Origin of the sequence: Rubritalea profundi (genome assembly GCF_002954445.1) — a bacterium.
GTDB classification, from domain to species: Bacteria; Verrucomicrobiota; Verrucomicrobiia; order Verrucomicrobiales; family Akkermansiaceae; genus Rubritalea; species Rubritalea profundi.
Window position 1 is genome coordinate 3,398,738 of sequence record NZ_MQWA01000001.1, and the last position, 23,351, is coordinate 3,422,088.

The 23,351-nt window shown below is 49.1% G+C and carries 22 protein-coding genes and 1 pseudogene; 1 reads left to right on the forward strand and 22 read right to left on the reverse strand.

What is annotated here, in order from left to right:
- Positions 1–102 precede the first annotated feature (102 nt).
- The 22 genes and pseudogenes from BSZ32_RS14950 to BSZ32_RS15060 all read right to left on the reverse strand — a co-directional run bounded on the left by BSZ32_RS14950 (position 103) and on the right by BSZ32_RS15060 (position 22,095).
- Positions 103–519: a hypothetical protein gene (locus tag BSZ32_RS14950; RefSeq protein ID WP_105044160.1), complete on the reverse strand. Its 417-nt coding sequence runs from the start codon at positions 517–519 to the stop codon at positions 103–105.
- Positions 513–989, reverse strand: coding sequence for a hypothetical protein (locus tag BSZ32_RS14955; protein WP_105044161.1), 477 nt, complete (start codon positions 987–989; stop codon positions 513–515). The genes BSZ32_RS14950 and BSZ32_RS14955 overlap by 7 nt, the downstream gene beginning before the upstream one ends.
- The gene (locus tag BSZ32_RS14960; RefSeq protein ID WP_105044162.1) at positions 989–1,189 is read right to left on the reverse strand and encodes a hypothetical protein; all 201 of its coding nucleotides are present in this window, start codon (positions 1,187–1,189) and stop codon (positions 989–991) included. The genes BSZ32_RS14955 and BSZ32_RS14960 overlap by 1 nt, the downstream gene beginning before the upstream one ends.
- Positions 1,190–1,238: 49 nt before the next feature.
- Positions 1,239–1,544 carry a hypothetical protein gene (locus BSZ32_RS14965; RefSeq protein ID WP_105044163.1) on the reverse strand — a complete coding sequence of 102 codons (306 nt, stop codon included), beginning with the start codon at positions 1,542–1,544 and terminating at the stop codon, positions 1,239–1,241.
- Between the two features lie 150 nt (positions 1,545–1,694).
- Positions 1,695–4,094 carry an EcoAI/FtnUII family type I restriction enzme subunit R gene (hsdR, locus tag BSZ32_RS14970; RefSeq protein WP_206018874.1) on the reverse strand — a complete coding sequence of 800 codons (2,400 nt, stop codon included), beginning with the start codon at positions 4,092–4,094 and terminating at the stop codon, positions 1,695–1,697.
- 117 nt (positions 4,095–4,211) lie between these two features.
- A complete protein-coding gene (locus BSZ32_RS14980; RefSeq protein ID WP_105044164.1) occupies positions 4,212–5,291 on the reverse strand; it encodes a Fic family protein in 1,080 nt (359 codons plus the stop codon).
- A gap of 472 nt (positions 5,292–5,763) precedes the next feature.
- On the reverse strand, positions 5,764–7,464 hold the full coding sequence (locus BSZ32_RS14985; protein WP_105044165.1) for a DUF2326 domain-containing protein: 1,701 nt from the start codon (positions 7,462–7,464) through the stop codon (positions 5,764–5,766).
- A complete protein-coding gene (locus BSZ32_RS14990) occupies positions 7,455–7,685 on the reverse strand; it encodes an ABC-three component system middle component 6 (RefSeq protein WP_105044166.1) in 231 nt (76 codons plus the stop codon). Before BSZ32_RS14990 ends, BSZ32_RS14985 begins: the two co-directional genes overlap by 10 nt.
- A complete protein-coding gene (locus BSZ32_RS14995; RefSeq protein WP_105044167.1) occupies positions 7,682–8,458 on the reverse strand; it encodes an ABC-three component system protein in 777 nt (258 codons plus the stop codon). The genes BSZ32_RS14990 and BSZ32_RS14995 overlap by 4 nt, the downstream gene beginning before the upstream one ends.
- Positions 8,459–8,522: 64 nt before the next feature.
- A complete protein-coding gene (locus BSZ32_RS15000; RefSeq protein ID WP_105044168.1) occupies positions 8,523–9,599 on the reverse strand; it encodes a restriction endonuclease subunit S in 1,077 nt (358 codons plus the stop codon).
- Positions 9,596–11,049, reverse strand: a pseudogene (locus tag BSZ32_RS20175) (class I SAM-dependent DNA methyltransferase). Before BSZ32_RS20175 ends, BSZ32_RS15000 begins: the two are co-directional and overlap by 4 nt.
- An 18-nt stretch (positions 11,050–11,067) precedes the next feature.
- On the reverse strand, positions 11,068–11,670 hold the full coding sequence (locus BSZ32_RS15010; protein WP_105044169.1) for a hypothetical protein: 603 nt from the start codon (positions 11,668–11,670) through the stop codon (positions 11,068–11,070).
- Between the two features lie 256 nt (positions 11,671–11,926).
- Positions 11,927–12,397, reverse strand: coding sequence for a hypothetical protein (locus tag BSZ32_RS15015; protein WP_105044170.1), 471 nt, complete (start codon positions 12,395–12,397; stop codon positions 11,927–11,929).
- 59 nt (positions 12,398–12,456) lie between these two features.
- Positions 12,457–13,140 (reverse strand): vWA domain-containing protein, encoded by a 684-nt coding sequence (locus tag BSZ32_RS15020; RefSeq protein ID WP_105044171.1) that lies wholly within the window; start codon positions 13,138–13,140, stop codon positions 12,457–12,459.
- 1,315 nt (positions 13,141–14,455) lie between these two features.
- On the reverse strand, positions 14,456–14,833 hold the full coding sequence (locus tag BSZ32_RS15025; protein ID WP_105044172.1) for a hypothetical protein: 378 nt from the start codon (positions 14,831–14,833) through the stop codon (positions 14,456–14,458).
- A 308-nt stretch (positions 14,834–15,141) separates the two neighbouring features.
- Positions 15,142–15,510, reverse strand: coding sequence for a hypothetical protein (locus BSZ32_RS15030; RefSeq protein ID WP_129589783.1), 369 nt, complete (start codon positions 15,508–15,510; stop codon positions 15,142–15,144).
- Between the two features lie 151 nt (positions 15,511–15,661).
- Positions 15,662–17,857 (reverse strand): DUF7133 domain-containing protein, encoded by a 2,196-nt coding sequence (locus BSZ32_RS15035; RefSeq protein ID WP_105044174.1) that lies wholly within the window; start codon positions 17,855–17,857, stop codon positions 15,662–15,664.
- A gap of 25 nt (positions 17,858–17,882) precedes the next feature.
- Entirely contained in the window at positions 17,883–18,860 is a 978-nt protein-coding gene (locus BSZ32_RS15040) for a DUF7133 domain-containing protein (RefSeq protein WP_105044175.1), read from the reverse strand.
- A gap of 26 nt (positions 18,861–18,886) precedes the next feature.
- Positions 18,887–19,525, reverse strand: a complete 639-nt coding sequence (locus BSZ32_RS15045) for a 3-keto-disaccharide hydrolase (RefSeq protein WP_105044176.1) — start codon at positions 19,523–19,525, stop codon at positions 18,887–18,889.
- Positions 19,526–19,616: 91 nt separating this feature from the next.
- The gene (locus tag BSZ32_RS15050) at positions 19,617–20,816 is read right to left on the reverse strand and encodes a Tm-1-like ATP-binding domain-containing protein (protein ID WP_105044177.1); all 1,200 of its coding nucleotides are present in this window, start codon (positions 20,814–20,816) and stop codon (positions 19,617–19,619) included.
- A gap of 36 nt (positions 20,817–20,852) precedes the next feature.
- Entirely contained in the window at positions 20,853–21,173 is a 321-nt protein-coding gene (locus BSZ32_RS15055) for a Dabb family protein (RefSeq protein WP_105044178.1), read from the reverse strand.
- 52 nt (positions 21,174–21,225) lie between these two features.
- Positions 21,226–22,095: a phosphoenolpyruvate hydrolase family protein gene (locus BSZ32_RS15060; protein ID WP_105044179.1), complete on the reverse strand. Its 870-nt coding sequence runs from the start codon at positions 22,093–22,095 to the stop codon at positions 21,226–21,228.
- A gap of 257 nt (positions 22,096–22,352) precedes the next feature.
- On the opposite strand from BSZ32_RS15060, the gene BSZ32_RS15065 reads away from it, so the two are divergent.
- The gene (locus BSZ32_RS15065; protein WP_105044180.1) at positions 22,353–23,219 is read left to right on the forward strand and encodes an AraC family transcriptional regulator; all 867 of its coding nucleotides are present in this window, start codon (positions 22,353–22,355) and stop codon (positions 23,217–23,219) included.
- Positions 23,220–23,351 lie beyond the last annotated feature (132 nt).

A 23,351-nucleotide genomic window follows, 5' to 3' on the forward strand; every position in this document is an offset into this window, starting at 1 on the left:
AGTGTAAGCCGATCACGGTTTCGTCGGGATTGACCTCAGTTACAAATAAAGGCCCGTCTTCATAGAAGAGCGAGGCTTTGGTGTTAGGTGTTCCTTCGAAAGTTATTCGGACGGCTTGTCTTCTTTTGGAATGAATGAGCGAGCGTCGATCGTTGGAATCTGAACAGAACCATGAAGAGAGCGAGAGGTCAGCGATATAATCATCTCGCGCACGGCCCCGTAGAGGATAGCGCCAGTATTCATTGCGATCATTTTCTCACTAGACTCTGCTGGAAATTCAGGGTGCAGTTGAAATCTACCGATGATTTCAAAACTGCCTTTATAGGGAGCAGGATTGGTTTCATCGGCATTATGAAACTCGACTGACAACTTAGCTAGCCAGACATGTTCTTCACTTTCAGATTTTTGAGTGGAGAGAACATGACTGCCATTGAGTTCACCGTCTGGATTTTCTGCATCGGTAGCGTTCAGCTCAATCTTGCTAAACGAATGAGACAGCAGTTGTATGGCGCTTAACATGATTGAGCCTCCATATCAAAGTTCATGCAGTCTGAATGCTGTGTCGACAAGCAACCATCAGATTCAAATTTATGGCGTATTGGCATAGTTAGCGGGTTGGTAGCTGTAAGTATTAGCCCTGCAGCCAGACCTACGCTCTTAAGAGCTGGGGATTTACCCCATGACTGGGATCTTAGTTCTACTTTTGCGGCTGCAAAGCAGATGACTTCAAAGCTCTTTTGTTGAGCTTCTAAAGTGTCGAGAGCTGTACGAATAGCTACGTCGGTGCTTTCGTTCTGTACTCGTTGACCGGCTTCTAATCTCTTAAGGCTAGCTTCTTCGACGCCTTTGGCTAGGACGCAGAACCGGGGTTGGCTCATCTTGAGAGCTTTGCGTCGCTCTTTTACCTCTGCTGCAGTTAGTAGCCCATGCTTGCGTTGGTACATAGCTATAGCAGTCAAAGTGTCAGTTTTAAGCTGTGCTGGTGTCATTAGCTCATAATGACACTTTGTGCAGCAGTAAGAGCTAGTAGGTACTTGTAGCTTTCGCCTTTGACCTCCATAGTCTCTTTTTTGCCGCTGGTAAGTTTCCACTCGGTTTCTTCGCCGCAGGCGAAGCACTCAGGTGGTAGTGTAAGTTTATTTTGGCTCATCTTCGTGACAGGTGATGTGTCCGTAACATTCTGTGCCATTACTCATTTTTTTAATGGCGAACTTGGTGTAGACGGTTTTTTCTATTTTTTAGTCGTAAACGCTAAAGGCGAACATTTCGCAGTTCTTTAGTGCTTTGACGGAGTTGCACATTTCTGGGGGCTTTCGTCCTGTGTATGTGGCTTCTGGATCTTGTAGTGCTGTTGTTAAGCAGCGTGTGACAAGATTCCAGTATTGTTCATCGTTATATAGATCAAGTCTCTCAATGTTAGTTGCGATCTGTGATCTGACAGTACTTTTGTCAATAAGTACTCGTGGTCGATCTGGCTCATTGAGACAATCGAGAGCTGCGTTGAGCTTTTTTGTAAGCTCTTTGTGGCTGGGGCGCGGTGGCATTGTTGGAAGGCGTTTTCATATCCATCTGGCATTCGGTATCATATGATACTAAGTTCGCCTAGTGGATTTTTCAAGAAAATGATTAAGAGAGGCTGTAAACTGATTATTCGAGAGCTAAAATAGTTTTGTGTTTTGTGAACATTCTTCTTCCTACGCCACGTCTCCCTTATACAGATGCTCTTGGAAGCCGATGAAGGTTTGGCGGATGGTGGGGATGGGGCCTAGGGCTTGTTTGGCGTCGGCTATGGCTCCGTAGTTGAGTTTGAGGAGTTCGCCTAGCTTGGCGTCGTCTAGCTCGGTGACGCCTTGTTTGACGTATTGGGTGAGGACGAAGTTGAGGAAGGCTTGTTGCTTGGGGTCGTAGTCCTTGATCTGGATCATTGCTTGCTCGGCACGCTCGAGTCTTGGGACTAGGTCTTTGTGGTAGGCCACGTAGTTGAGGACATCGAAGAGGTCGCTGTCTTGGCCGTGGACTAGCTTTCTGAGTTCTTCTAGCTGGGATTCCGTGTAGCCCTTTTCGCTGAGTTCATCGAGTAGCTTTTTGCGTGTGCCTGGTGTGCTCCAGAGTTGGCGAAGTTCTTCTTCATTTTTGAAGAAGTGGGGGATGTCGCCGAAGAGTTGTTGGATGAACTCTCCGGATGAGAGTATTGATCCGTCGGCGCTCCAGAAGGTGGTGTGGATCATCGAGTCGATAGCGATCTCTTTGCCTTTGGAGAGCTGGATCTTGATCATGCGGCGTGGGCCTTGCTCGCAGGTGCATGGATCGTTTTCGCACTCGGTGCAGGATTCAGCTTCTGGCTTTTCACAGACACAAGGGCTTTCACCGCAGTTCTTGCATGGTTGTTTCTCTTTCGGCTCAGGCGGTGTTTCTGGCTCCTCAATTTCACCGTCCCATGCTGGGTCTTTGAAGTGCTCGTGGGCGTCGACGTAGTCGAACACGGTGAAGTGGTCTTTGCCTTCGAAGAGGCGGGTTCCACGTCCGACGATCTGCTTGAACTCGACCATCGATTTGACGGGGCGGAGCAACACGATGTTGCGGATCTCTGGTGCGTCGACGCCGGTGCTGAGTTTCTGGGAAGTGGTGAGCACGGTTGGCAGGCTTTTCTCGTTGTCTTGGAAGTCTCGGAGGTGGCCTTCGCCGATGTCGCCATCTTCTGCGGTCACTCGGTGGCAGTAGTTAGGGCTTTTGCTATCGCAGTGTTGGTTGATTAGATCCCGCACCATTGCTGCGTGGCGCTGGGTGGCACAGAAGACGAGGCTCTTGTGGTTCTGATCTATCTCATTCAGGAAGAGTTTCACCCGATAGGCTTCACGTGCTGTGATTTCGATATTTCGGTTAAAGTCACCTTCGGTGTATTCTTTGCCGGCATCGACCTCACCATCCTGAACCACGTCGTCGTTGGTGTAGGTGTAGTCATCGATGGTGGTGGAGATTTGCTTTACCTTGAAGGGGGTGAGGAAGCCATCGTTGATGCCGTCCTTGAGCTTGTAAGTGTAGATTGGGTCTCCGAAGTAGTTGTAGGTGTCGGCATTGACATCGCGTCTTGGCGTGGCGGTGAGACCTAGTTGCACAGCAGGTGAGAAGTGCTCCATGATTGCACGCCAGGTGCTCGCCTCGTTGGCACCACCTCGGTGGCACTCGTCAATGATGATGAAGTCAAAGAAGTCTGGGGCGTATTGGCCAAAGTAGGATTCTACTGAAGCCGCCGAGTCAGACGCTTTTTTTGCTCCATATTCCATTTCACCCTCAGCCGCACGGAGGCAGGCTGTGGAGTCCGTGCTGTCTGACTCTTCCATCGCTTGTTCCTCGTCGTTCTCTGAGGCATCGTTAGCCATGAACGACTGGAAGATGGTGAAGAAGATACTGCCGTTGGTAGGCACCTTGCCGGTCTTCTTTATTTGCTTGGGAGTGATCCGTACTAGGGCATCGTCATCGAAGTCGCCAAAGGCATTGAATGCTTGGTCAGCGAGTAAGTTGCGGTCGGCTAGGAAAAGGATTCTTGGGCTGCGGATGCCATCGCGTTTGAGATTCCACTTGGCGTGAAAGAGTTTCCAGCAGATATGAAAGGCAGTTGCTGTCTTGCCTGTGCCTGTCGCCATGGTGAGCAAGATCCTATCCTTCTTCGCCGCAATCGCATCGAGCGTCTTCTCGACCGCCACGTGTTGGTAGTAGCGGGGGAGATACTTGCCTTTGAAGAGGGTGAAGGGGATGGACTCGAACTTCGACTTCCACTCGGTGATTTCCTTTTTGTAGGATTCCTGTGGAGTCGGGAAGGTCATCTCCCAGAGTTCTTCAGGAGTGGGGAATCGCTCAACGCCGCCTTCCGATCCCTCGTCCATGTCGATCCCATAGATCTTTAGGCCATTGGTGGAGTAGGTGTAGCGGATGTTGAACCGCCCAGCGTAGTCCTTCGCTTGGCCTACTCCCTCGGTGTAGTTGAGGTCTCTGGCTTTCGCCTCGATCACTGCCAGTCGCTTGTTGCGGTATTGCAGAATGTAGTCCGCCTTCAGCGCCAACCTTGCGTCGTCCTTGGCCGATGATGCGTCCATCGGTGATCTTATTTGCCGATTGCTCGACGAGGATACGGCTGCCCTCAACGACACCCCAACCAGCCTCTCTGAGAGCGGGGTCAATGTGGTCTAAGCGTGTTTGGGCTTCGTTCATGGTTAGGTAGGCGTGCTAAGTGAGGTGAGTAGAGTAAACAGCGGAGTATTTACATAGAAATTTGAGCGACCCATTTTCTTTTTATCGAGAAATCCATCTTTGGCTAATCGGTCTAGGTATTTGGTCGCAGTGGGTCTGGAGACACCGAGTTCATCCACGATGAATTCAATTTTTGTGTAAGGGTAGCGGAACAAGTTATTAAGCAGGTCTTGGCTGTAGAATTTGTAATTCTTACGGATTCTGTGTTTGTAGTCCCGCATCAGTGCTGTGAGTTGGCCAATCAGCTGAATCTCATGCTTTGCTGTTTCTGTAATCCCTTTGAGAATATAGACACACCATTCATCCCAGCGGTTCTCGTCACGCGCTTTTTGTAAAAGTTCGTAGTAGCTTGCCTTACTGTGATTAATGTAGCGGCTTAGATAGAGGATCGGCAGGTCTAGCAGTCCCTCACGCACCAGCACTAGAATGTTGAGGATACGACCAGTGCGGCCGTTGCCATCGTAGAATGGGTGGATGCTTTCGAATTGGTGATGAATGATTGCCATCCTCAGTAGGGGATCTAGCTCGTCTTGCTCATCATGAATGTAATCCACCAGATTAGTCATCAGCTGCTCTACCTCCAGCTTACTTTGTGGTGGCTGGTAAATGGTTTCCCCTGTCCGATCATTCTTTAGCATCGTGCCGGGGAGCGCTCTCAAGCCAGCCTCGTTCTGCTCGATCTCTGCCTGAATCGCTAAAATCGTATCCAGTCTGATCAGCCCAGTGTCACGCACTTCTTTGAATCCATGCTGAAGCGCCTGCACATAGTGCTGCACCTCCTTAGCCGCCAGATTCAGTCCTTCTACGTCACTACCTTGAGTGGCATACAGGTCATCATGAGTGGTGATGATGTTTTCTATCTCGGAGCTGTCCTTGGCTTCTTGTAGAGAAAGAGTCTGAGTCAACAAACTAGGATTAGGCAAAGAGAGACACACGCCCTTGAGCTCTGCCAGATAGCGATGAGCCATGTTCAGTGCCCGCCACACCTCCCGAGTCTCAAGTCCTGAGTCCGGTGGAAGTGGTAATGGGCTTAATGTTGACATGATAGGTAAAGAAAAGGGCACTTTTTATTACATGTTAGTGCCGACATGTAAAGGAAACTCGATTTCCTTTACATGTTTAGAATGCTCATCAGAAATCGATCAAGAAAGTGTCGGAGCTTTAATAGCCTATTCTATAAGCAAAGGGTGAATGTTAGAGTCTCGAATGGGGGGCTTGGATCAAAACCCGATCAAGAAACTAGTGTGAGTGTTGTCTAGGTGGGGAAACTTGAATTGAGTGCGTAAACTAGGCTATTGACGCGCAGTTATCATGCTATATGGAAAGTACAGGTTGCTGAATGGGGAACGGTGCTCATTGTGAATGCTCTCTCTGTCGGTGAACTGAAAAATTATAAAGGCGTCCAAGCTAATGTCGGAACGGTGTTCTCTAAGTTCGCTCTCTGACTAGGTGTTTCGGGCGCCTTTTTTCCGTAGGTGAGCCAGTCGTAAATGTTCATTACAGTTCTGAAGCTACCTACACTTTGAACAACTTCTCGCTTTGGGAGAGCTCGATCACCGTGTATTTTTTCAGGTCAATAACTGCTGGTATTTTATCTTTCAAAATGGGTGCTATGTATTGGCAGTTGATGCTAGGGACTAGTTTTTCCAGTATTGTGACAATTTGACGATCATCGACATTCTCAATTTGATCGTGCATGATGAAGTTGAGGTGGGGGATGTCTAATTTTTCTGCAAACTCGATATACGCGAGATCAAAGGCGGTGATATGGCCTTTCTTTTCACCTGTTCCAGGATTGGAACTGACTCCAAGCATTTCAAATTGTAGCGTCTTTAGATCTTTGCCATTCTTGTCCTTTTCTGAGCGAATGAGCATGTATTGCTGGCCGTAGAGAGCTTGGGCAATGCGTTTGAGGCTAGTGTTGAAAACTTCTAGATTAGCTGCGATCTGTGAGTTCAGTAACTTCGCTTGATCACTAAATGTCTCTAGTGCTTGATTGAGCTTTTCTAGGTCGCCTAAACATGTTCGCCAAATTCGATTTTGCTCACTCAACTTCGCGTGGCGTTCAATCAACCGATTAAGGTCAGTGTTGATTTTTTCAAGGGCAACGAGAGTTTTGTCTTTGTGCAAAAGTTCCTTATATTGCTCCGCTTGCAGTTCTAGTTCGTGCAGCTTGATTCTGATGGCGCGATCTTCTTCAGTTAGACTTGGAAGTTCCTTGGTGATGAACTCTAGCTTGTTCTCGATCATCTGATTGTGGAAATGCACACTTTCTTCAAATGTTTTCTGAAGGTCCGGGATTAGAAGTTTTGCCTCCGCATAGAGTGCTTGAATCTCATCTACAGCCACCTGGGATTTATCTTTCTCTAGGCTATTTCGGCTTTCTTCTATGAGGTCTTTACGCAGGGTGATGGTGCTTAGCGTCGTAGCACAGCGGCCCATTTCAGTCTTCACCAAGTCAAATTCATCTAGCTGCTGTTGGTAGTTTGAGTCGAGATCCAGGCTGTCCTTCTTCGCTCCTAGCTCCTCCATTGTTGATTCGAGTGTGGGGAGTAGCTGAAACTCGCTCAGATTGAATTGTTTGGAGAGCTGTGACTTGTAAGTTTCCTGTTTTTTGTGTTCGTCCTTAGCTCTTGAATAGGCGTCACCATTGGCACTATGCACACCAAATTGGAATTGATAGAGCGTTTCGTATTGAATATCTGTATCGAAAGGGCTGAGTACCTTAAGGATGTGGTTTAACTTACTCTTTTCATCCCGAATGTTTTTGGCGATGAGGTGCCTAAGCGTAGGTTTGATCTCTGTATGCCTAAATACTAATTCTGCTAGTCTGGGGGCAAATTTCTTGTCTGTGAATGTTTCCCCATTGATCTTTTGAATCTTCTCAGGACGCTTCAGGAAATTGCGCTCGATAGTGACTTTAGGCGCTGCTTCAGAGTCGAGGTTTTTAGCCAAGACGAGGGTGATCAAAACTTGCTGTTCAATGAGAAAGTCTTTAATTTCTGACTCTGTTTTGAATTCTGGATCAGTGTAGAGGTTCTTTCCACTACTGCCGAAGCAATAGTCGACCAATCGTAGAATGGTGGTCTTGCCGACATTATTACCTGACTCGTTTTCCCCTACAGAGTTGTCGACGATGAGGTTGACGCCTTTGTGGAAATCTATGTGGCGGATTTCTCCTTCGATTCCTGAAATGTTGAGACTCTTTAGAAACATTGTGTGAGGTGCTTGCCTTTAAGTTTGATTGCCCCGATCAGATAGAGCCAGTTCATTGCCATAGAGAAGGCGTGGTAGCTGACTTTCTCATTCTTGTTGATTTGCTCAAACACGTCTAGCAACTGAATCTTTTTGCTAGAATTTTCTTTGAGTGCGCTGAGGATCAATGATCCAAGATAGTAAGCCTGCTTTTCAGGTTTGATGTCTTGATTGACGATCATACCTTTGGTTCCTCCAGTATTTTACAGCGCATGAATGCATCAACCATTATGATGTTTACGCACCATTCTAGTGGTTCGCTATACTCGTGCTTACTTTCATTGTTTAACTTTTCTATCAGTTTCGATTCCACATTATCCCAGAGGTCGTCTGAGGAGATAGAGGGGCGTTGGCAGGAAAGATAGATGTCATTGATAGCCTCTAAAAGAGAGGCTTTCTGAGCTGGCTCCAGCTCATTATAGAGGCATTCGACACTGTGGTAATAGACTGAATATTTATGAATGATCCCATAATGGCGGCTACTCAGAGCGTTAAAGTCAATCTTCGCGTCTATTTTGAACGGATGAGACACATTCGCTGGTTTTGGTTCAGCCTGCAGAGAGCTGAGGCTGTGAACGATTTTGGAAAGTAGACTAGGTGTCTTAATGGAAAATAGCGTTGCACGTGAAGCCTCAAACCAATCTCGGCGTGCTTGCTTCATTTGTTTAAGCTGGTGCGTGTTGTAGTATGGCTGACCAGCTGTGTCTACTTGGTCAATGATACCGTGGTGCGTTTTACACAGTAGCATGAGATTAGGGAACGCATTACGTTCTTCGTCAGAGCTATCTGGGTTATAGCGAGGTCCACCTGGGCTTAGTGCTTCAATATGACAAATGTCGGCATTGTTTCCCTCCTCAGGGAACAACCTTAACGGGCACTCAGGATAGGCGCAGCAATCACCAGACTGCACGTGTAGCCTCTGTTTCGTTAATGCGCTGTAGTTTCTCTGTGCCATATTGGACGTAAATCGCTTGTGTTATTTAACTAACCTTTAGTAATTCTATCAAGGTGAAAAAATATTAGGTTAATTCGCCTGCGAAGGCTTTTTGCAGGATGGATTTTTTGAGTTCGTCGAGGGAGACGAGTTTGGTTTGGTAGAGGGACTGGAGCTGGCTGGTTGATTGGGATAAAGAGTCGAGTTGTTTGACTATGTTTTTTTGTTCATGTAGGGGCGGGAGAGGTATTTTGAAGTCTCGGAGCATACCAATTTTCAAGAATTTCGTATTAGCTCCGACAGAGCTCCGTTTAAGTTCTATCAATCCTTTTGTTAATTGGTGGTAAAGGTATCGATAGTCTAGCTTGGACTCATCTGGAATTGAAATCACATAAGTCCGCTGATAAGCATTAAATTTTCCTTTGTAATGCTTAACGTTGAAGTCGCCCGATGCGTTGTTCCCTGCTAATAAAATTGCTTCGCAATCGAAGGCATAATGATCAATCTGGAAAACTTCTCTTGAGCATGTGAAAAATGGGAACTCGCCACTTTCTACCGCAGCATTTGAATTCAGTTTTCCAGTTTTTATATCTACCAGATCACCCATTGAATTTTCAGTATAATCGAAACTTTGGAGTTTGGATTGGAAGAGTTCTTTGGCGTTGGCGATGTTTTGTTGGATGTTGGCCTTGGCTTGGTCGATGGCGGAAAATGCTTTGTCCAAGACCTCCACAATAGCCTCCTGCTCGGCTAAGGGCGGGATGGATGCACCGTATTTTTTTATCATCGGAACGGTTAGTTGAGGAATTGAGCTACCACTGTTCACAAACTCCATACCCTCTACGACATATTTAAGGTAATTGATACTAACTGACTCTAAATTGGGAGTTAGCACAATTAACCTTACAACTGGAAAAAAAGGTTCAGATCGTATTTCTGAATAACCTATCGTGCCCCGAGCTGAGACTGTTATACTAGGCTCAGTAACTTTTACTAAATCTGTGTAGCCATATAGCCCTTTGTTTTTTTCACCATTCGCAAAAATAGGAATAGAATATTTATCAGTTCGAGTTTTAGAAAGATTGTTTTTTGGCACATCCCCCCCCGCAAAGATCTTATCACAAAGTCCTTCTAACGTATTATCTACCCAACCTTTCTTCATACCAACTCCTTGATTGATTTTAAAAGATCCGCAGTCTCAGCATCGAGAGTTTCCATCTGAGCAAGGATCTCCTCAGGGCTTCGCAAGGGAGCTTCTTCTGGGGTGTTGGGGTTTTTGACCGAGAGGTCGTAGGTCTTGTCGTCGATGTCAGCCACGTCGAGGCTCCAGCTCTTTTCGCTTTCGGGCTTGGTCTTTTGGAGTTCGATGAACTCGACCATGTCCTTGTCGTTGAGCGGATTGGTTTTGCCCATGTTGCGACCGGGATCGAGTTGGTAGAACCATACCTTCTTAGTTGGCTCACCTTTCTGGAAGAAGAGGGTGACGGTTTTGACTCCCGCACCCGTGAAGGTGCCGCCTGGCATGTCGAGGACTGTGTGGAGATTGCAGCTTTCTAGCAAGAGCTTACGCAGTGCGACCGAGGCATTGTCGGTATTACTCAGCACGGTGTTCTTGATGACGATGGCAGCACGTCCGCCGGCCTTGAGCGACTTGATGAAGTGCTGCATGAAGAGGAAGGCAGTCTCGCCAGTCTTGATGCGAAGTTCTGCTGCACCTCTGGGCGTTCCTTGCCGCCGAAGGGTGGGTTGGCGAGGATCACATTGTAACGGTCCTTTTCCTGAATGTCGCGGATGCTCTCGCCAAGGGTGTTGGTGTGGATGATGTTGGGGGCCTCGATGCCGTGCAGGATCATGTTCATGACACCTATCACGTAGGCGAGGTTCTTCTTTTCCTTACCGTAAAAGGTCTTCTGCTGGAGCGTCTGTAAGTTGTCGGTGGATTTCTCCATGCGCTGTAGCATGTAGTCGTAGGTCTCACAGAGGAAACCACAGGAACCGGCGGCACCATCGTAGACAGTCTCACCCATCTGAGGGTCAGTGACGGCGATCATGGCACGAATCAAGGGACGTGGGGTGTAGTATTGGCCACCATTGCGGCCAGCATTGCCCATGTTCTTGATCTTTGTCTCGTAGAGGTGACTCAGCTCGTGCTTGTCCTTGCTAGAGCGGAAGGGTAGCGTGTCGGCATACTCGAGGATCTCGCGGAGGTTGTAGCCACTCTTGATCTTGTTATCTAGCTCGGAGAAGATCTCACCGATCTTGTATTCTAGCGTCTGCGCGTCATCGGTCTTGGCCTTGAAGCCAGCGAGGTAGGGGAAGAGCTGCCTATCGACGAACTCGACTAGATCCGCACCGGTCATCGCGACGTGGTGGTCGATCTTGCCATCGGTGCCTTTCGGCATTGCCCAGTTAGGCCAACGGAACTTTTCTTCCACGATGAAGCTGTATTCTTTGCCTTCTAGCTCGGCTTCATCCGCCTTGTCTTGCTCTAGCTCATCGAGGTAGCGCAGGAACATGACCCAAGAGGTCTGACCGATGTAGTCGAGCTCGCTGTCGGCCCCTGCATCCTTGAAGAGGATGTCGTCGATGTTTTTGAAAGTTTGTTCGAACATGGTGGAAAATTTGTGGTGTTATTTGCGGGGGGATTTGTGAGTGATTTTTGTGGCAATGACTTCAGGGTCATCAGTTGGTTGCTCGTTAGCAAAGTGGGAATCTGGATTCTCAGCTATGGTGCGAGCCCAGTCAGAGAACTCCGCTAAGGTGTCAGCGAACTCCATGTAAACGGGGGTGAAAGCTTTGTTCTGGGCTTCAAGGTCTTTGATAAGCGCTTCGCAGGCCTCCGGTGAGTGAATGTCGAGATCTCCTAGGGTCTGATGGATTAGGGTGTTTCTTGAGAGCAGGATGGACTGGAGTTTTTCCTTATGCGCTTCTAACCCTTCTTCAGTTGCGAAGACTGTGCGAATCTGGAGAGAGAAGGTAGAGTCGCCTCTGTGCTTGGGTGACTCTTTACTGGGGGCGTAGAGTGTATCGAACAGTCGAGTAACTAGGTTTCCTAGAGTCTGCATGGAATGCGACTTCCTGAGGTCATCAAAAACTTCCTGAGCATTACCATCTATAGTGAAGACATTGGTATGAACAATGAGTGTCTTGAGTAGTTTTTCAAGCTTCTGATAATTGTAGATAGTTTTCCCGATTTCTCGGAGAGCTTGATCTTGAAGTGAGAGTGACGACATGGGAGTACTGATGCAGGGTAGTAGCAAGTTCTAGCAGGTGTGTGAAGGGGGAAGTTCTGGGAGGATGGGGTGGATGATTGCCTTTAGAGTGGGTGTTATTTGCAGAGGGTTTGGAATGGATTATTGGTTAGTGTGTTAGGCTTGCTTCGTGATGCGTGGACCGTTTCAAATTATCTTCCGGAGATGAGGTGGTGCTGATGCCTTAGAGTCTCACTTATTGAGCTGTTTGGGGGCAATTCACGGGAGAGATGGGAACTTACTTCTTCCAATAGGTGAGGTACTGGAGGCCGGTGGCCTTGGTGAAGGTGAACTTATTATTTTTACGCCTAGCCGAGGTGGTGAGCCACTGAAGCTCTGCTGGAGTCCCTCTCTTCCACTCGGACCACGTTTTTCCTTTGTTACGATCGTAGTAGCGGTAGGCCTTGCATTTGATTGAAGCAACAGCATGCAAGTCAACATGGTTGAGTTTGTCAGCATCGTTGAGCGCTAAGCTGTGAGGACCATTCATTCTGGCACCACTCAATGCATAGAAGCGCACATTGCTAGAGCTTTTTACGGCCACTCTCCCGATGCTCGACTCGATTCGGATGTATGGAGCGTAGAATTTATTGATAGCCGCTTCTAGAGTTTGACCACTGGAGTCACGCTGAGAGCTTATGTTTTTGGGGGCAGCTTCCAGAAATGAAGACAGCAGAGTGAAGGTGAGCAAGAGGGAGTAAAAACGCATTGATGTTAGATAGCGCGATGCAGGTCCAGATGTGAAGGAAATAGTTCGCGTCTCATGGCTTAGGAGCCCTTTTGCTTTTTTGTTTCTTCTTCGACGATTTCGGAGAGGTCGGCGTCGGCGTCTTTGGCTTGTTCATCATCGCTCCAGACTTCGCTGAACCTTGCCCGTGATGCTTTGACCTTACGTGAGATGCTCATCGTGCTGGCTTGCATACCCGGGGCATTGAGCGAAACCTGAGCTGCGTTGCTTTCATCAATACCGTAGTGTGCTGCTGTGGCGATGGCGTCTTCGTTAGCGGCAAGGAACAGGAACTGCCAGCCGTATTGCTCGGTTTGATGTTTGATCATCTCGCGGATACGAGCGGCGGTGTAATCGGTTGAGGCGTTCTCATAGCCATCGGTGTAGATAGCAATGGTGACAGATGCCGGGCGATCTCTCTCCGGGGCACAGGAGAGCTTTGCCCCGATGCTATCGATGGTGCGGCCAATGGTATCGAGTAAGGCAGTTGAGCCACGCGGGACGTAGCTCAGTGTATCGAGCTTTTGGACATCCTTGAGCGGAGCACGATTGGCATGCAGGATGTATTCATTATCGAACAGGACAAGGGTGAGACGAGCTTCGCCCGGAGTATCGAGTTGGTCATCGAGGAAGGAGTTGAATCCTGTGATTGCCGCTTCAGTGAGTGACTGCATGGAGCCAGAGCGGTCGAGGATAAAGGCGATTTCAGTGAGTTCGTTATTCATGGGTATTCTTTCTAGTTAAGGGTTAAGCATGGTCGACACGACCAAGGAGTAACCTATAGGAAAGAATTTAGAGGGAGGGGTGGGACATCTACGGGGGTAGCCTGCGGCGGAGACTGAGAGTTTTCAGAGTTCAGAGTTCAGAGTTCAGAGTTCAGAGTTCAGAGTTCAGAGTTCAGAGTTCAGAGTTCAGAGTTCAGAGTTCAGAGTTCAGTGTTCAGTGTTCAGAGTTCAGTGTTCAGTGTTCAGAGTTCAGAGTTCAGTGTTCAGTGTTCAGAGTTCAGACAAGACTGATGAAACGGGCGCAAGAGGGCACGTATCACGTATAGAGGCCATGTCTCACGTGACTTTGTGCGCGTGATTGGGTGTGGTCGCGTAAATCGTCTTTGGCGCACGCGATTGGGGGGAGGGGAGCTTGGTGCTAGCCAGATAGACCATCTCAACTACTCAACAGACCCGCTAAACTCAACAGATCCGCTAAAATTATCCGCCTAACTGATAGAATGTTAAACGATGTGTGTCGCGCAAGCATTGATTTTCCATATGCTAGGGGGAGGAAGCGAGCTTGCTTGCGTGCGTGGAGGGGGATGTTCGGGGTTTCAAGGGCAGAGCTAGTTGGGTAAGCGGCTGGAAGCCACTTCTACGGTGTGGGCTACTTTTTATTCGCTACTTCTGAATACTCGCATCTGAGCACGGGGGATAGTATACTGCCGAATTGACTTGGCACACGCGATTAAAGTGTTCGGTTTTCAGTTTCCAGACTTGGGTTGATGAAGCGGGATATTCGCTACGCTCTAATTAATAATGAACAATTAGGGGAGCTTGGTGCTAGCCAGATAGACCAGCTCAACTACTCAACAGACCCGCTAAACTCAACAGATCATCTAAACTCAACAGATCATCTAAAATTATCCTCCTAACTGCTAGAATGTTAAGTGATGTTATTCGTTGGTGTATTGTCAAGAATGATGGCTCGTGTGCAACGCCTTTGGTGCACGCGATTGGGGGGGGTGCCTGCGGCGGAGACTGAGAGTGTTCAGTTTTCAGACAAGACTGATGAAACAGGGATGAGGCGGGTGGGATGAAGACATGGGAGAAATGATGCAGGTTTCTAGCAGTGTTCTTTTGTGGCTAGAAGGTGAAAATGGGGGAGCTTAAATAGGCTGGTGTAGGTGACCTAGGATGAAGTTGTTAGGCCGATTTTTAAAATGAAGAGTTTTGTGAGCGCTGAGTTGAGTCTAAGGAGGCTGAATACCGAGGTAGGCAGATTCCTCCTGTCAATTATTCCCGCAAGAGCGACGAGGACAACCGGAGGTTGTTAGTGATGGTAAGGACTGGATGAAGTAATCCCGATCACGCCGGCGATGTACCCCATACAAAACGTAGCGACCAAGCATGCGATAAAGTAAAAGAAGCCCACCAACACTTTTTTCCCTGTTGAAAAGGAGGGATGGCACAGAGTAAGTTGCCAACAGCAAAATCCACTTGCAACTGGGGAGCTTAATACAAGAACTATAAGGTAAACGCCCATGGCTTCAAAACTGCCCCCCTCGGCATCGTATTCCCACCACACTGGGAAAAGAACTGGTATACTCAGAATGATGATTCCAGGCGCAAATAGCGCCAAAAAAAACAATATAAAATTGAATTCCCTCCCTCTGGCTTCACGGCGTTGGGCGTGAGTTTTTTCGTTCATGAGTGCAAGCTAGCAGATCGGTGAAACAGAGACTAATTCTTTATATCAATGAGTTCATCGTTAGAGGGGTATGAATTGAGGTAGACCCCATAGTGAAAGTGCAGCAACAAATATTGAAAATCTTTGTTTAGTGGGGGTTTTGGGGCGTAGCCCTATTTAAGTACACACTACTACCGTAACTGTCCTCGAATATGAGGACTTCAACTACTTCGTGTTTCTAGGCTATGTGAGATCGCTTTCTATTAGTAAATCCGAGCTATAGTATTTTTCGAAGTCTATGATGTACGGTTTCTTCACGGGTATGCGTGTTAGTGAATATGCCTTGTGTACTCTTCCACCTTGATTAGGGCATAGCGTCTGTCGGCGCATTTGATGAAGGGGAAGGTGTAGGCTTCGCCAGCTTGGACACCAGTGCAGTAGCCATAGACGAGGTTGAGCGTGTCGTAGGCTGCGAGTGCTGGGTCAGTGTCCTCGTCGATCCAGAGGTAGTAACCGGTAGGTGGATCACCCAGGCCATTGGCAAAGAAGTCGTAGAGCGCGTCGAGACCTTTAGGACTGTCTGCTAATGCCCGCACCAGCGGGTAATGCATGGCGCGAGTGATCTGCGTGAGCATGTCGACAAGCTGGATCATGCCGCCGACACCTGCGCTTACTTTATCGAGTTCGGAGCGAGTCATGATCCCACGGTAGACGGTGGAGTGGTGGGGGGATGAGGCTGGAGAGGGGGGGGACGAGCGGCATGGGGCTGCTAAGAAATGCATCCTTTGCCGTGGAGAAGTGCAGGGATCTCTAGCTAATTGGGTTGAGCCTTTTAGCTAGAGATGCTGCTTACTTGAGTGTGCGAATGTGAGCCATGATGTCGGCGATCACGGAGTCTGGCAGTTGGTCAAAGATGCCTGATGGCATGAAGGAGCGGGAGCCAGCATGTTCTTCGCGGCGGATGTCTTTGCGCGGAATGAAGACTTTTTCGCCGCCTTGGAATGCGACAGTGGCGCCGAGTCCATCGGACTTGATCTTCATTCCTTCATGGATCGTGCCATCCTTTTCGATCACGCGGAAGAGAATGTAGGCTCCCTCGGCTGCTGCGTCAGGTAGTAGCAGAGCGGTGAGCAATGCCTCAGGTTCACGTTTGGCCGAGCCATCTAGAGCGGGGCCAATTCCTGCACCTTGGTCGCCGACCTGGTGGCAGCTCAGGCACATTCCTGTGAAAATGGCTTTGCCAGCGGTGGCATTGCCGCCTTTTTTCTCAGCAAGCTTGATCAGTGAAGGAATACGCTCTTTGGCTTTCGTTTTGGCAGCATTGTGCTTGGCTGTAGCAGTATCGTAGATTGATTTGACTGTGGGGTTCTTTTTAAACGCGAGGGCAAAGTGCATGCGGTCGGCTGTGGTGTAGTCGAAGTCCTCAATGCTCAATACTCCGGCATCGACTAATTCACGGAGCTGAAAGAGGCCGTGGTCAGACTTGGCTTGCACTTGGATGATTTCAAGTTTTCGGCCTGGGTTTTGTTTGAGGAATGCTGCGAGGAAATTCCGATTTTTGTTGCGGCTAGCACCATCGGCTCTGCCCATGGAATAGGCAGCCTGAATGAAGCTTTCAAATTGGCTGTTAGGGTCTTTGAGGATTGCTTCAAAGTGTTGCACATATGTGTGACGGTCTATATCCAGAGCCTTCAGGGCGGCAAGTTTGACAGCCTCGTCGTTGCTGGTCTTGTAGAGATTCTCAGCTTTCGGAAGTGCTGGTTTCACCCGCAATCGCGAAATGGCTTCTAGGCCTTTTACTTGTAGTTTCGGATCGCTGTTATCTAACAAGTTGTTGATAGAGAGAGCTATAATCGAGCCAAAGCTGTCGGACTGAACTGCGCGTTGGTTAGCGAGTGCAAGAGCAACAAATTTCTCAGCATTTGCTTTGTCGGAGAACATAGGCTTGAGCTCTTTTACGATGCTCTTTTCCGAGGTTAGTCCCGCGAGAACGACAAAGGTCGAGTCGTTCATCGGCTTAGATTTGAGATTCTTCCAAATCTTGAGGAAGGCTTTATCGCCGGCGCCGGGGAGTGCTTGGTTCGCCCAAAGTAAGTTTGTTGCTGGCATGGCGGCGCCAGCTGGAGTTGCTAAGAATTGTTCTAACTCAGAAGGGTATTGCTCTAGTGCTTTGCGAGCGAGGAAGCGTTCGAACTTGCGCTCGTAGGGGCCACCTATTTGGTTGCCTGGAAGTTCTTTCTTACAAGCATCGACAAGTAGGCTGATGGTTGCGTTGCTCGCTGTTCCAATATCGCTGAGTGTTCGAAGAATCTGCGAACGCAGCATGACATTTTTGTCACTTGCTAGCGGTTGGACTAGGTTCGCTACTTGGTCGGCGGTGAGCTTGAAGCTGGCTAGCGATCTGACTGCCTCGCGGCGAAGTTCATCATGCTCGGAAGCGAGCGTTGCAATCATTAGCTTTTCGTCAAAATGTCCGAGAGATTCCAGCGACCAGAGCGCGTGGATGCGGGTGGTCGTGCTAGCTGACTTATCCGCAACTAGAGAAACGAGCGCTGGAATGAGCGGCTTCGTTTCTTGCGCTGGACGGTCGGCGATTTGATGCCAAGCGGCACGTTTTTCCCAGAGCGTCGGAGCGCTAAGGTGTTTTACCAATGCATTGGCTGGAGCGGTGATGAGGTTCGGGATAGAATGTGGTTTCTGAGACTCGTGGCGGATACGCCAGATTCGACCGTGTTTTTTATCGCGATCTGGGTGGGTGGTGGGGAGCTCGTTGTGCGAGACAATCTTGTTGTACCAATCGACAATGTAGAGGCAGCCATCTGGGCCAAACTCAGCATGCACTGGGCGGAACCAATCGTCTTTTGACTTTAGTAGTGGTTTTAAATGCTCCGCAGTGACTGAGCCATCAGGGCTGCGCTTGATCCGCACGCTGTTGATTTCTGAGGTGATTGGGTTGGCTAAGAAAGCGACGTCTTTCCACTCGCTAGGGAATCCCTGTTTGCCATCTTCAGAAAATGCTAAACCGGAGAGTCCGGTGCCGCCCACCCGGAGCTAGCTGACTTATCCGCAACTAGAGAAACGAGCGCTGGAATGAGCGGCTTCGTTTCTTGCGCTGGAATTTATGTAAATTGGGGAACTGAGGTTGATAAGGACGAAGGCGTTCGTTACCGATGCCTCTGTATCCAGTTTGTTCTTCCATAGGCACTACAGACCAACTCTGGTCATTGGCCTCTGTGCCGTACCACTGGCCGTTTGCCTGCATGGTGTAGCCCCAGATGTTATTGAGACCAGCATTGATGACTTCGATTTTGTTGCCGTCGAGCGAGAACTTGGCACATTTTGAATAGTCCATGCGAGCCGACTGGCCTGAGCGCACAGCGGTGATGTTGCCTTTGTTGAGTGCGCCTTGGGTGAAGTGAATCCAGCCGCCAGGGCCGCGAACCATGCAGTGAGCCATGGTGTGGGTGTCGGTAAATCCGAAGCCAGTGAGTACAGGGACGCGCTTGTCGCTCTTTCCATCGTTGTTCGTATCATTCAGATAGAAAAACTCTGAGCCTTGCGCCACATAGACACCATTGCGGTAGGGGATCAATGACTGGGGAATAGTGAGACCTGACGCAAATGTCTTGGTCTTGATCTTTTGGCCGGGATAGATGCCAGAGAGTACAAGGATCTCATCTTCTCCACGGGTGCGACCTTGGTAGAGATCTTTGATTCTCTTAAATTCAGGGTTCTTGTCCTGCGCCGCAGGGTCATCCATCAATTTTAGCAATACGTTCCACTGGATGTCTTTGACCGGATCGAGCGGGTACATCCGAGCTGTTTGGGTCCATAGTCGACCAGAGTCGTCGAAGCTGAGATCGATCGGGTTGATGACGCCGTCTTTTTCGCTGGCGACGAGTTCCGCGACGAAGCCTTCTTGTAGCTCGAAGCCTGCAAGTTGTGCTTCTGGGGTGCTGGCTTCGGTGCGGGCAGATTGGGTTTTCTTTGCCTGCGTCGTGAGTGTCACTCCAAGTGAGATGCCGAGGAATATTGAAAGTGTTTTCATGGGTAGAATGAGCAGTTAGAGGACGCTTAGAGTTCTTCGATGACGATGTTCTTGTATTCCATTTTGGCGATGCCGCCGCTGTGGAGTTGGAGGGCGATGACTCCTGGAGTGGTGAATTTTTTGTCAGTTTCATTCCAATCACAGGTTTTCACACCATTGATGTAGAGTTCGTGGCGATCGCCAGTGCAGCGGATGGTGTAGCTGTTCCAGCCATCTTCTTTGAGTAGGTGCTTGAGCGTGCTCAAGTCGCCTTTGACGAGCTTGCCACGGCGATGCTCGTCATAGATGTCACCCCAGTAGCCTTTGCCAATGTCAGCTTGGTAACCGATGATTTTTCCATTGTGTATGCCAGAACGGTATTGCAGGCCGCTGTTGATGAGCCCTGTTTTTTGGTCTCCTGAGAGGCGGAAGAGGCAACGGAACTCAAAGTCTGCGTAATTTTTCTCTGTCGCGAGGTAGGTGTTGGTGGGCATTTTTTTATCACCGCTGGAGCAAGTGATGACGCCGTCGACAACCGACCAGTAGTGGGCGTTGGCAGGGTTGACCGCTTTCCAACCGGTGAGAGTTTTGCCGTCGAAGAGAGAGGTTGCTTTGACGCTGGATGGTGCGGCGGAGCTGACAAGTGTGGTCGCTGCGAGAGCGAGTGTGAGAAGTAGTTTGTTCATCTGATACTAGAGTGTACCGATTGGTGGTGGTGTGTTTATCAACATTCGAATATGTGTTATCCACATGTTGCTGATTGGAATGAGGGAGTGATTAGGCCTGTTCTATGAGTTCTAGTAATTTGCGGGCAGCGGCCTCGGCGAAGATCGGGCTGTTGATTTCTTCATCGTAGTCAATGACTTCCACCTGAGCAGTGGCGTGAATGGCATCGAACAGTGCTTTGTCGGCCTCAGCATCGTAGAACGGTTGACCTTTCGCTGAAATGATACTGACGGTTTTGAGCGGGTTGAGGATGGCTGTAGGAGCTGGGTTTGCATTGGCTTTCTCAGCGATAATTTTTCCAAGTTGCGCACATTCTTCTGCGTTAGTGCGAAGCAGCGTGACCTGTGGGTTGTGAACGTAGATTGTGCGGTTCTTGAATTTTTCAGGCAGCGTATCTAATTCACCATAATTTGCCATGTCGAGGCAACCAGGGGCGACGACTGCGGGAACTCGCGCTTTAGTCATAGCGTCCATCCGTGTGGGGCCTGCGGTCAGAGTGGCTCCTAACAACTCGTCAGCCCATTCGGTGGTGGTGATATCTAATACCCCAGCAACCATACCGCTTTCGATGAGGCTTTCCATGGATTTTCCACCCATGCCTGTGGCGTGGAAGATGAGGACCTCGTAGCCCGCGTCTTCGAGGATTTTACTCGCATGATTGATGCATTCCGTGGTGTTGCCGAACATGCTGGCGACGATGAGTGGCTTGGAGCCAGAGCTGTCGACCTTGGAAGTGACCATTCCGCAGATGGCACCCGCAGCCTGGCTGAAGATGGTTTTAGAAATGCGATTGAGTCCGGCTACATCGACGATGGATGGGATCATCACAATGTCCTTGGTGCCGACATAGTGAGCGGTGTTGCCACTGGCGAGAGTGGAGACCATCACCTTAGGAAAACCAATTGGGAGGGCGCGCATAGCTGCGGTTCCTAGTGCTGTTCCGCCGCCACCGCCGAGTGAAATAATGCCGTCGATTTCCCCTTCTTCGGCCAGTTTGGAAACGAAGAGTGGGGCGGCCTTTGACATAGCCACGACGCACTCGCCACGGTCTTGCCGATCAATCAGAGCTTGGAGGTCAGTGTTGTTTGCAGCAGCAACCTCAAAGCGTGAGAAATCAGGAGTGACTTGAGGCTCAGCGCCAGTGCCCAAATCGATGAGAATGGGTGTGTGACCATTGGCTTTGATTTGTGCTGCGACGAAAGTATGTTCGTGACCTTTAGAGTCGAGGGTTCCTACTACGGCGATGTTCATGGGATTTAGTAAAGTATCAGCTAATGAAAATTATTTTTAGAGCGCAGCTGTACACTCAGGTGTTGGTTCAAAGTCTAAAACGATAGCACGCTCGAGGTAGAGTCCAAAGAGCTCGACGCGTTCCATGTGGATCGGGTGAGGAAGGTAGGCGTCGCGAGATTCAAACGAGTCGAATGTCATGCAGAAAACGTGTTCGAGACCTTCATCGAGACCTTCGTCTGATTTGTGTGGGCCATGTTCGATTTTGAGAAGTCCGGGCAGCTGGCCGACCATGGCTCTGAGCTCTGAGAAACAATACCGGATCTGCTCTGGTGTGGTTTCATCCTTAAATTTGAATCCTCCTAAATGTCTTATCATAGTTTTGGTGATGGATGCTGAAAAGAGGCTGGAAGCACTCTTTTACGAGGGTTTATTTGATGCGCTTGACGGGAATAGCTTTGAACTCACGAGTGAGGTCAGTGATAGATTGCTCCACCGCCATCCGTTCGATGCTGGAGGCACCAACAAAGCCGACTGTGTCAGTGCGTTCGTTGATATAAGCTGCGTCAGATGGGGTGAGAATGGGGCCGCCGTGGGAGAGCACCATGACGTCTTTGCGTACAGAATGCGCCGCTTCGCAAATGGCTTGCGTGGCTTCAGCTGCTTGGTCGAGTCCGATAGAAGCATCGCTCACTCCAATAGATCCACCAACAGTGCAGCCGACATGGGCAATGACAGCGTCAGCTCCGGCTGCGGCCATTTTTTGTGCTTCTTCAGGAGTTGCCACGTAGGTGATCGTGAAAATATCCATTTTACGAGCAAGAGCTACAGTATCGATTTCTTTCTGAACTCCCATGTTAGTTTCCTCCAGCGACTGGCCGAATTGACCGTCGATGATGGTGTGGGTTGGAAAGTTATTGATGCCTGAGAACCCCATGGCTTTGACTTGCTCGAGCCAGTGCCACATGCGGCGGCGTGGGTCGGAGGCGTGGACGCCGCAAATTACTGGGATTTCGTTGACGACTGGCAGGACTTCGTATTCGCCGATGTCCATCGCAATCGCGTTGGCATCACCATAGGCCATCATGCCGGCGATAGAGCCAGCACCCGCCATGCGGAAGCGGCCAGAGGCGTAGATGATGATCATGTCGGCGCCACCTTTTTCGATGAACTTGGCAGAGATTCCGCAGCCTGCGCCAGCGACGATAATAGATTCTCCTCTAGAAAGTGTGTTGTTAAGTCGTTCGAGGACTTCTGTGCGAGTGTATGGGTTTCCGATCCCCGTGTATGGATTTGGCATGAAACTTAGTTTGTTGGTGAGTGGCTAGACTAAAGGAGTATCAACTGAGGGAAAGAAAAAGTTATCCACAATGACATACTTGAAATCCACATTGTTTGTAGGTGTTTCAGTATGAAGAGAGGGTGTTATGTGGTAAGGATTATCCTAACATGGCGCTGCGGTTTCATTTTTCTATAGCGTCGTTTGTTGAGGGGCGTTAGCTTGAACTTATGTTGCATCACGTTGAGGGGATGGCTTTATTTTAAGAGTTACAGACTATGAAATCACTTAAAAATATTACCGGAAATTCTAGAATATTCGGCAACGAATCTAAGCTTAAAGTTGTGCGATCTACTGAGATCGATGACCGTGAGTGGTTGGGTGATGCTCCAGTCTGTGCGGTCTTGGCAAAACACAACATTTTACACGCGGCGGTGATGCATGCGAAAGAGGGCTTTTCCGTGTCACGAGCGCATCAGTCGGGGACGTTCATGTTGGCCAGCCTTGAGGGGGAAGGTATTGTGCTAGCTGATGGTAGGTGGAAAAAGGTGAAGGCTGGCCAAGCGTGTTTGCTGCCGCCCTTTGTCGCCAATTCCCTTAAAGTGGTCGATGGACAAGATTGGAAGTTTTGCTGGGTGCGTTATATAGAATCAAAAGCATGCAAGCCGATCGTCTCGGAGGTTTCCCCGGTGAGTGGTGACTTCAACGGTGAGCCGCTAGCTTCTTCTATTCTGGGGTTGATAGCAGAGTGTCAGGCGGAGCTCTCACCGGCGGCCACGCATTTGTGGGTTGAGTTGATTCAGCACTACGTGTTGAGTTTCGCGCAGCCACACCAGAAGGATGATCGGCTGTGGAAGTTATGGCATAAAGTGGAGAAGCACCTTGGGGATGATTGGTCGCTCCACGGCTTGGCGCACGATGCCAAGCTCAGCGAGGAACATCTGAGGCGGCTTTGTCAGAAGCAACTGGGGCGGAGCCCAATGCAGCACCTCACGTTTTTACGGATGCAGAGAGCCAGTCATTTGCTTTCTAGTGGTAGTGATAAGATCGAAGTTGTCGCTAAGGCTGTTGGCTATGACTCTGCTTTCCATTTTTCTAATGTCTTTGCTAAGTGGGTTGGCTGTAGACCCTCTGAGCACAGGTAGTCATAACGGCGCGTACAGCTAGAATTTACTTCATTTTATTTAGGGAAATCTTTCTTCGAAAAGAGCTTGCGCGTTCAGATTTCCGAGTGTTTACTGTCGCATCTTTTAACATAACAATACTTAGCAACTTTG